General features: G+C 72.3%; 4 protein-coding genes and 1 pseudogene. 4 read left to right on the top strand and 1 reads right to left on the bottom strand.

The window, feature by feature from the left end; genetic code table 11:
* On the bottom strand, positions 1 to 1802 hold a 1802-nt coding region (locus KN815_RS23755; RefSeq protein WP_216343964.1), incomplete at its 3' end, for an MMPL family transporter.
* 238 nt (positions 1803 to 2040) lie between these two features.
* On the opposite strand from KN815_RS23755, the gene KN815_RS23750 reads away from it, so the two are divergent.
* From KN815_RS23750 to KN815_RS23735, 4 genes and pseudogenes are all read left to right on the top strand, one after another.
* Positions 2041 to 3315 (top strand): sensor histidine kinase, encoded by a 1275-nt coding sequence (locus KN815_RS23750; protein ID WP_216343963.1) that lies wholly within the window; start codon positions 2041 to 2043, stop codon positions 3313 to 3315.
* Between the two features lie 146 nt (positions 3316 to 3461).
* Positions 3462 to 4109: a LuxR C-terminal-related transcriptional regulator gene (locus tag KN815_RS23745; protein WP_216343962.1), complete on the top strand. Its 648-nt coding sequence runs from the start codon at positions 3462 to 3464 to the stop codon at positions 4107 to 4109.
* Between the two features lie 115 nt (positions 4110 to 4224).
* Positions 4225 to 7359 carry an alpha-N-acetylglucosaminidase gene (locus tag KN815_RS23740; protein ID WP_216343961.1) on the top strand — a complete coding sequence of 1045 codons (3135 nt, stop codon included), beginning with the start codon at positions 4225 to 4227 and terminating at the stop codon, positions 7357 to 7359.
* A gap of 287 nt (positions 7360 to 7646) precedes the next feature.
* Positions 7647 to 7987, top strand: a pseudogene (locus KN815_RS23735) (hypothetical protein); the annotation flags it as partial.

Raw genomic sequence — 7987 nt, 5'->3', positions numbered from 1 at the left:
ACGAGGACGAACAGCGGCATCCACGATTCGATCGCCCCGGCCGGCTCCATCCCCAGCAGCTCCGCGCCCCAGCCGTGCTGGAAGACGGCGGTCATGGTGCCGTACGCGGCGCCCACCGACAGCAGGTTGAGCACGATCGAGACGAGGGCGATCGGCAACGACCGGAAGCAGAGCAGCATCAGAACGAAGGTCACGGCGGCGATGAAGAGGAAGACCGGTGCGATATCGGTCTTGAGCTGGTGGTTGAAGTCGCGGCTCCCGGCGAGTTCACCGCTCACATACACCTGGTCGGAGACCGGCCCGAGGATCTTCGGGACCAGATCCTCCCGGAGGGTGTCCAGGGCACGCCGGGAAGTGGCGTCCTGACCGTCCCCGGCCAGCGGCACCTCGATCCGGGCCACCCCCTTCGTGCGGTGTGCCTCGACGTCGACCGTCCTGCCGAACCGTCCGGAGGCGGCGAGTTGCTTCTTGAAGTCCGCGACGGCCGTCTCGAAGCGGGGCGAGGCGATGTCGTCGGAGCGCAGCACCACCTCGGCCGGGGCCGGGCCGCCGGGGAAGGCGCCGGTGATCTCCTGATAGGCCACGGTGATCGGGGCGTCGGAGCCGAACTGCTTGTCCATGCCGAGCTGTTCGGTCTTCATGCCGAGGGCGGGCGCGGACAGCGCCAGCAGCAGCGCGCCCGCTACGACGGCGAACAGCTTCGGCTTGGCCAGGACGGGCCGCATCAGCTTGACGGTGACGCCACCGCTGGTGTGCAGGCCCTTCTTCCGGCGGCGGTTCAGCAGCGGCACCCGCCCGGCGTCGATCCGGTCGCCCAGCCAGGACAGCATCGCGGGCAATACGGTCACCGAGCCGAGCATCGCCATCAGGACCACCAGGATGGTGGCGACCGCGAAGCCGTGGAACAGCAGCAGCCCGGACAGGAACATCCCGGACATCGCCAGCATGACCGTGACCCCGGAGATCAGCACCGCCCGGCCGCTGGTGGCGGCCGCGATCCGCAGCGCGGTCCCGGCGTCCCGGCCCGCGGCCCGCTCATCGCGCTCCCGCCGCAGATAGAACAGCGAGTAGTCGACGCCGACGGCCAGGCCCACCAGGAACATCACCGAGGTGGTGGAGTCGAACATGGGCAGCTTGTGGCTGACGAGGGCGAGCAGTCCGAAGGTGCCGACACAGGCGGTCACCGCGAGCAGCACCGGCAGCAGCGCGGCCACCAGCGCCCCGAAGACCACCAGCAGAATGCCCAGCGCCAGCGGCACGGCGGTCAGTTCCGCCTTCTTGAAGTCGTTGGTGAGCATGTCGTCGAGCCGGTGCTGGGCGGTGGCGTCGCCGAACTCGTAGACCGCGATGCCCCGATGGGCCGACGCGGTCTTCCGCACCGCCTCGAAGACCGGCTCCACCCGCTTCCCGGCGGTGTCCGGGTCGCCCTTCAGCTCAAAGCTGATCAGGGCCTCCCGTCCGCTCTCCGAGCGCACCGGCGGCTGGATGCGCACCGCCTCACCCGTCCGCTCCAGTCGCGCCGTGAGGTCGCGGGCCGCGTCCCGCCAGCCGTCCGGGCGGTCGCCGCGCAGCATCACCATCTCCCCGGCCGGGGTCTGGAGGCCCGCGTCCTCCAGGATCTTCTCCGCACGTGCGGAATCGCCCGTACCGTTCTCGGAGTTGGTCATCTGCCGGGACCCCGACATTCCGCCGACCACGGCGACGACCACGACGAACAGCAGCCATCCGACGATCGCGGTCTTGCGGTGGCGAGTGCTCCACCCACCCAGCCGCACGGCCAGGCCCTTCCTCGTTGCGCTCATGGCGTCTCTCCCCGTGCGGTACGGACGGAACAGGTCATGCCACGACGCTAGAAAACCGCAGGTCCGCGCCCCAGCCGGGCAGCCACCCAGTCGCCGAGCCATAGGGCGAGGCAGGGAGGTGGTGCCAGGTACACCCCGGGACGGAGTCCTGCCCCCGTGTCCGGGCCGCGGGGCGCTGACACACTGAGGTGGCCCGACGACATGGGCACGAGGATCCGACCGGCGAGGGGGACTCAGGATGAACGGACGCGGAGCGCTGATGGCCTGCGCACGGGGGTTCGCCGTCTCCTGGCTCGCGCTGGTGTCGATCGCCCTGTCCGTGCTGACGATCGTGTCGATCGCCTTCATCACGCTGGGCCTGGGCGTCCTCACCACCCCTCCCCTGATCAAGGCGGTGCGCGCACACGCCAACCGGCGCCGGCTCCTGGCCGCCACCTGGTCCGGCGTCACCATCCGGGCGCCGTACCGCCCGCTGCCCGCCGACCGGCGCTCCGGGGTCACCGGGCAGGTGGAGCTGTGCACCTTCCTGCTGAAGGACCCGGCCACCTGGCGCGATCTGCTGTGGCTTCAGGTCGACATGACGGCCGGATACGCCGTCTCGCTGCTGGCCTTCGCCTTCGTGCCGTACGGGATCGAGGGGTTCGTGCTGGCCGCCGGGGTGTGGCAGCCGATCGTGAACGCGGGCGGCACCTACTGGTACGCGTTCCTCCCCATCGACTCCCAGGGAACGGCCCTCCTCGCCGTACCGCTCGGCATCGGCTTCATGGCGCTCGGGGCCACCGTCTCCCCCCTCCTGCTGCGCGGCCACTTCCTGCTGGCGCGCGCCCTCCTGGACCCGACCCCGCAGATGGCGCTCGAGCAGCGGGTCCGGCGGCTCACCGAGACCCGGCATGACGCCGTGGACACCTCCGCCGCCGAACTGCGCCGCATCGAGCGCGATCTGCACGACGGCGCCCAGGCCCGGCTCGTCGCCATGGGCATGAGCCTGGGCACCGTGGAGGCCCTGATCGAGAAGGACCCGGCCAAGGCCAAGGAACTGCTCGCCGCGGCCCGTACGAACTCCGCCGAGGCCCTGGCCGAGCTGCGCGACCTGGTCCGCGGCATCCATCCGCCCGTCCTGGCCGAGCGCGGCCTGGGGGACGCGGTGCGCGCACTGGCGCTGCGGATGGCGGTGCCCGTGGAGGTGGACGTGGAGCTGGCGGGCCGGGCCGATGAACCGGTCGAGTCGGCCGCCTACTTCGCGGTCAGCGAGGTGCTGACCAACGCGGCGAAGCACGCGGGCGCCTCGCGGATGTGGCTGGATGTGCACCACGCGGAGGGCATGCTGCGCATCACCGTGACCGACGACGGCCGCGGCGGCGCCCGGATCACCCCGGAGGGCGGGCTGAGCGGGGTCGAGCGGCGGCTGGGCACCTTCGACGGGGTCCTCGCGGTCAGCAGCCCGAGCGGCGGGCCGACCATGGTGACGATGGAGATCCCCTGCGCACTCTCGGCACCCAGGGCGGCTGGCTGACTGGCTGACGCACGGCGGCCCGGGCGGCTGCTCGGGGCGCCCGCCGTACCTCGTCCGGCGAGGCCGGTGGGCACCCCTGGCGCGGTAGATTCGGATCGATTCGGCCGTGTCCCCCGCCCGGGGCCCGAGGAAGTCATGGAGCCGCCGTGCGTGTTGTGGTCGCCGAGGATCTGTTCCTGTTGCGGGACGGACTGGTCCGCATGCTGGAGGCGTACGACTTCGAGGTCGTGGCGGCCGTGGAGAGCGGGCCCGAGCTGAGCAAGGCGCTGGCGGAGCTGGAGCCGGATGTCGCGGTGGTGGATGTGCGGCTGCCGCCGTCGTTCAGCGATGAGGGGCTCCAGTGCGCGCTACAGGCCCGGCGGGCGCGGCCCGGGTTGCCGGTGCTGGTGCTGTCCCAGCATGTGGAGCAGTTGTACGCGCGGGAGCTGCTCGCGGACGGCAGCGGCGGCATCGGGTATCTGCTCAAGGACCGGGTCTTCGACGCCGATCAGTTCATCGACGCGGTGCGGCGGGTCGCCGCGGGGGGTACGGCGATGGATCCGCAGGTGATCTCGCAGTTGCTGGACCGGCGCGCCCAGGACAAGCCGCTGGGGCGGCTGACGCCGCGGGAGCTGGAGGTGATGGAGCTGATGGCGGAGGGGCGGTCGAATACGGCGATCGCGGCGCAGCTCTTCGTCACCGAGCGGGCGGTGGCCAAGCACACCTCCAATATCTTCGGAAAGCTCGGGCTGCCGCCGTCGGACGACAACAACCGCCGGGTGCTGGCGGTGCTGGCCTACCTGGACCGGGGCTGATGGTCCAGGGCCCCGGGAACCGGCACCTTCCCGTGCGCCCCATTGCTCCCACCCCATAACGCTGGTTAAGTGCCTTCTTCATACGACGCATTGGCCGTTGTCCGATGGGGGGCGCATGAGCGACCTGAGCAGACGCACGCTGATCGGAACCGCCGGAGCACTCGGGGCCGGGGCCACGCTGGGGAGCCGGTTACCGGCGATGGCCGACGAACCTCACGACGCACAGGACACCGCCGTGACCGCATTCGACACCGCTCCCGCACGGGCCGCCCTGCGGCGGCTGCTTCCGGCCCACGCCGGGCAGTTCCGGCTGGTGGCGCTGACCAAGCGGGGCGATGCGGAGCGGTTCGAGGTCGACGGGACCGCGGGGCGGGTGACCGTCTCCGGCACCAGCCCGGCGGTGCTGCTCACCGGGGTGCACTGGTATCTCAAGTACACCTGCCACGCCCAGCTCACCTGGTCCGGCGATCAGCTCAACCTGCCGGAGAAGCTGCCCGCGCCCGCCCGGCGCCTCACCCACTCCACCGCGCTGCCGCACCGCTTCGCGTTCAACGACACCCACGACGGCTACACCGCGCCGTTCGCCGACTGGGACCGCTGGGAGCACCTGATCGACGTCGCGGCCCTGCACGGCTGCAACGAACTGCTGGTCACCGCCGGTCAGGAGGCCGTCTACCACCGGCTGCTCCAGGAGTTCGGCTACACCGAGACCGAGGCGCGCACCTGGCTTCCCGCCCCCTCCCACCAGCCGTGGTGGCTGCTTCAGAACATGAGCGAATACGGCGGCCCGGTCTCCACCGCGCTCCTGGACAAGCGCACCGAGCTGGGGCGGCGGATCGCCGACCGGCTGCGGGAGCTGGGCATGCGGCCGGTGTTCCCCGGCTACTTCGGCACCGTCCCCGACGGCTTCGCGGACCGCAATCCGGAGGCCCGTACGGTGCCGCAGGGCGACTGGAACGGGCTCAGGCGGCCCGACTGGCTCGATCCGCGCACCGAGTCCTTCCGGAAGGTGGCCGCCGCCTTCTACCACCATCAGCGCGAACTGTTCGGCGAGGCCGAGCTGTTCAAGATGGATCTGCTGCACGAGGGCGGCGACCCCGGCGACGTCCCGGTGCCCGACGCCGCCCGCGCGGTGGAGACCGCGCTGCGGACCGCCCGCCCCGGCGCCATCTGGGTGATCCTCGGCTGGCAGGAGAACCCCCGCCGCGATCTGCTGGACGCCGTCGACCACGACCGGATGCTCGTGGTGGACGGTCTTTCGGATCTGGACACCGTCACCGACCGGGAGAAGGACTGGGGCGCGGTGCCGTACGCGTTCGGCACCATCCCCAACTTCGGCGGCCGCACCACGATCGGCGCCAAGACCCATATGTGGACGAAGCGGTTCACCGTATGGCGCGACAAGCCGGGCAGCAAACTGGTCGGCACCGCCTATATGCCGGAGGCGGCCGAGCGGGATCCGGCCGCGTTCGAGCTGTTCAGCGAGCTGGCGTGGCGGGAGGAGGCGGTGGACCGGGCCGAGTGGTTCCGCTCCTACGCCGATGTGCGCTACGGCGGACGGGACGGCAAGGCCCGGGAGGCGTTCGCCGCGCTGCGCGACACCGCGTACGAGATCAGCAGCGAGGACGGCCGCCCGCATGACTCGGTCTTCGCCGCCCGCCCCTCCCTGACCGCCCGTTCGGGCACCATCTACTCAACCCACACCCCCGCCTTCGACCCGGCCGGTTTCGACGTGGCCTTCGCGGCGCTGCTGGGCGTACGCGCCGGGCTGCGCGACAGCGACGCCTACCGCCATGACCTCACCGACATCGCCCGGCAGGCGCTCGCCAACCGCTCCTGGCAGCTCATCCCCCAACTCCAGGACGCCTACGGCCGTAAGGACCGCACGGCCTTCCGGACGCTGGCCCGGCTGTGGCTCAAGCTGATGCGGCTCAGCGACGACATGACCGGCGCCCACCGGCGGTTCCTGCTGGGCCCGTGGCTCGAGGACGCCAAGCGGATGGCGTCGGGCGAGGAGGAGTCGGCCCAACTGGAGCGGGCCGCGCGCACCCTCATCACCACCTGGGCGGACCGCGCCACGGCGGACGGCGGCAACCTGGCCAACTACGCCAACCGCGACTGGAGCGGCCTCATCGCCGACTTCCACCTCCCCCAGTGGCAGTCCTATCTGGACGAGCTGGAGGACGCGCTGGCCGAGAACCGCGCCCCGCGCTCCTTCGACTGGTTCGCCGTCGAGGAGCCGTGGACGCGCGAGCGCAAGAGCTACCCCGTGCGGCCGACGGCGGACGCCCATCGCACCGCCCAGCGAGTGTACGAGGCGCTGGCCAAGGCCCCCTACCAGGGCACGCTGACCGTCACCGCCGATCCCGCCGCCCTGCCGCCCGGCGGCACCGCGTCCCTCACCGCCGCCCTGCGCAACGTCAACGGGCTGCGCCCCACCGGCCGCGTCGACTTCGACCTCACCGTGACCGGCCTGGACCCGGCCCCGGACGGGCCGACCCGGCTGCCCGGCGTCCCCGCGGGCGGCACGGGCGAGGTCCGCTGGCGCGCGACCGCGCCCGACGAACCGCTGGAGCACCCGCTCGAGCCGCTGCCGTACGAGCTGGGCGTCACCTACGGGCCACGGGGTGAGGACCGGGTGCGGGCCGTGCGCACCGGGACGCTGTGGGTCGCCGGACCGCTGGCGGACGGCCTGCGGACGGTCACCAACAGCGGTGCGGCCTTCGGACAGCTCGACGAGCGGTTCGCGATCGACGGCGCGGGCCAGGACCTGTGGAGGGGCACCGCCGAATTCGGCTCCGTCTACCGCGATGGCGTCCTTACGGTGGGCACGGCCATCACCGTGAAGGTGACCGCCCAGGCGGCCACCGGGCCCTGGGCGCGGGCCGGGATCATCGTCCGCGACGACCTCGCCACGGCGGGCTCCCCCGGCTTTGTGAACCTCGCCGTCACCCCGGCCAACGGGGTCGTCCTGTCCTACGACTCGGGCGGCGACGGCACGCTGGACACCTACCAGCGGATCACCGGCGTCAAGGCCCCCGTCCTGCTCCGGCTGACCCGCACCGCGGCCACCTCCTACACCGGCGAGCTGTCCACCGACGACGGCGCGACCTGGCGGAAGGTGGCCACGGTCACGGCGCCGGGCGGGGCGGCCGCGCAGGACGCCGGGATCTTCATGACGGCGGCGAACGGGGGCTCGGGGGCGCGGGGGACGGTCGAGTTCAGCGGCTGGAAGACGAGTACGCCGTAGCGGGTTGGTGCCAGTGGCGGGCCTTTCCCCTCCCCGCCCCTTCCCGTCACCAGGGGCTCCGCCCCTGGACCCCGAGGGTCTGGGGCGAAGCCCCGGTGGGGTCTGGGGCGAAGCCCCGGTGGGGGCTGGGGCGAAGCCCCGGTGGGGGCTGGGGCGAAGCCCCGGTGGGGGCTGGGGCGAAGCCCCAGTTTCGGGAAGGGGCGGGGAGGGGAACAGATCGCCGCAGGCGCCAAGTCCCGCCGGACACCCGTAGGTGACCTACCCGGCCCGCCACTCGTTCACGAACCGTGGACCAGCACCAGGCGACAGTCGCCCCCGACGACGAAACCACCGGCCTGATCGACGTCGAGCAGGCCGAGGCCGCCATCGTCGAGCACTATCCGCGGCTGGTGCGGCTCGCGTATCTCATCCTGCCGCCGGGCATCGGGCGCACCCGCCGGGTGCTCGCGGCGCATGCCCTCGCCCAGCGCGCGCTGCCGCGCAACCGCGGCTACGGCACGGGCCCGGACCCGCACCCCGATGTCGAACTGCCCTGGCAGCGCGGTACGAAGGGCCCGGGGGCCGACACCGGCTACGCCTATGTGCGGCTGCGGGTGCTGCGCCTGGCGCTGCGCGCCGCCCGGCCGCG

It is taken from the genome of Streptomyces niphimycinicus, assembly GCF_018883605.1.
In the GTDB taxonomy this organism is placed as follows: Bacteria; Actinomycetota; Actinomycetes; order Streptomycetales; family Streptomycetaceae; genus Streptomyces; species Streptomyces niphimycinicus.
The sequence above is the reverse complement of the archived record's forward strand: the minus strand, read 5'-3'. Positions and strand labels throughout refer to the sequence as shown.

Excerpts from the sequence above, each read along its gene's own strand:
- KN815_RS23750 (WP_216343963.1), top strand. The coding sequence starts at position 2,041 with ATGAACGGACGCGGAGCGCTGATGGCCTGCGCACGGGGGTTCGCCGTC.
- KN815_RS23740 (WP_216343961.1), top strand. The coding sequence starts at position 4,225 with ATGAGCGACCTGAGCAGACGCACGCTGATCGGAACCGCCGGAGCACTC.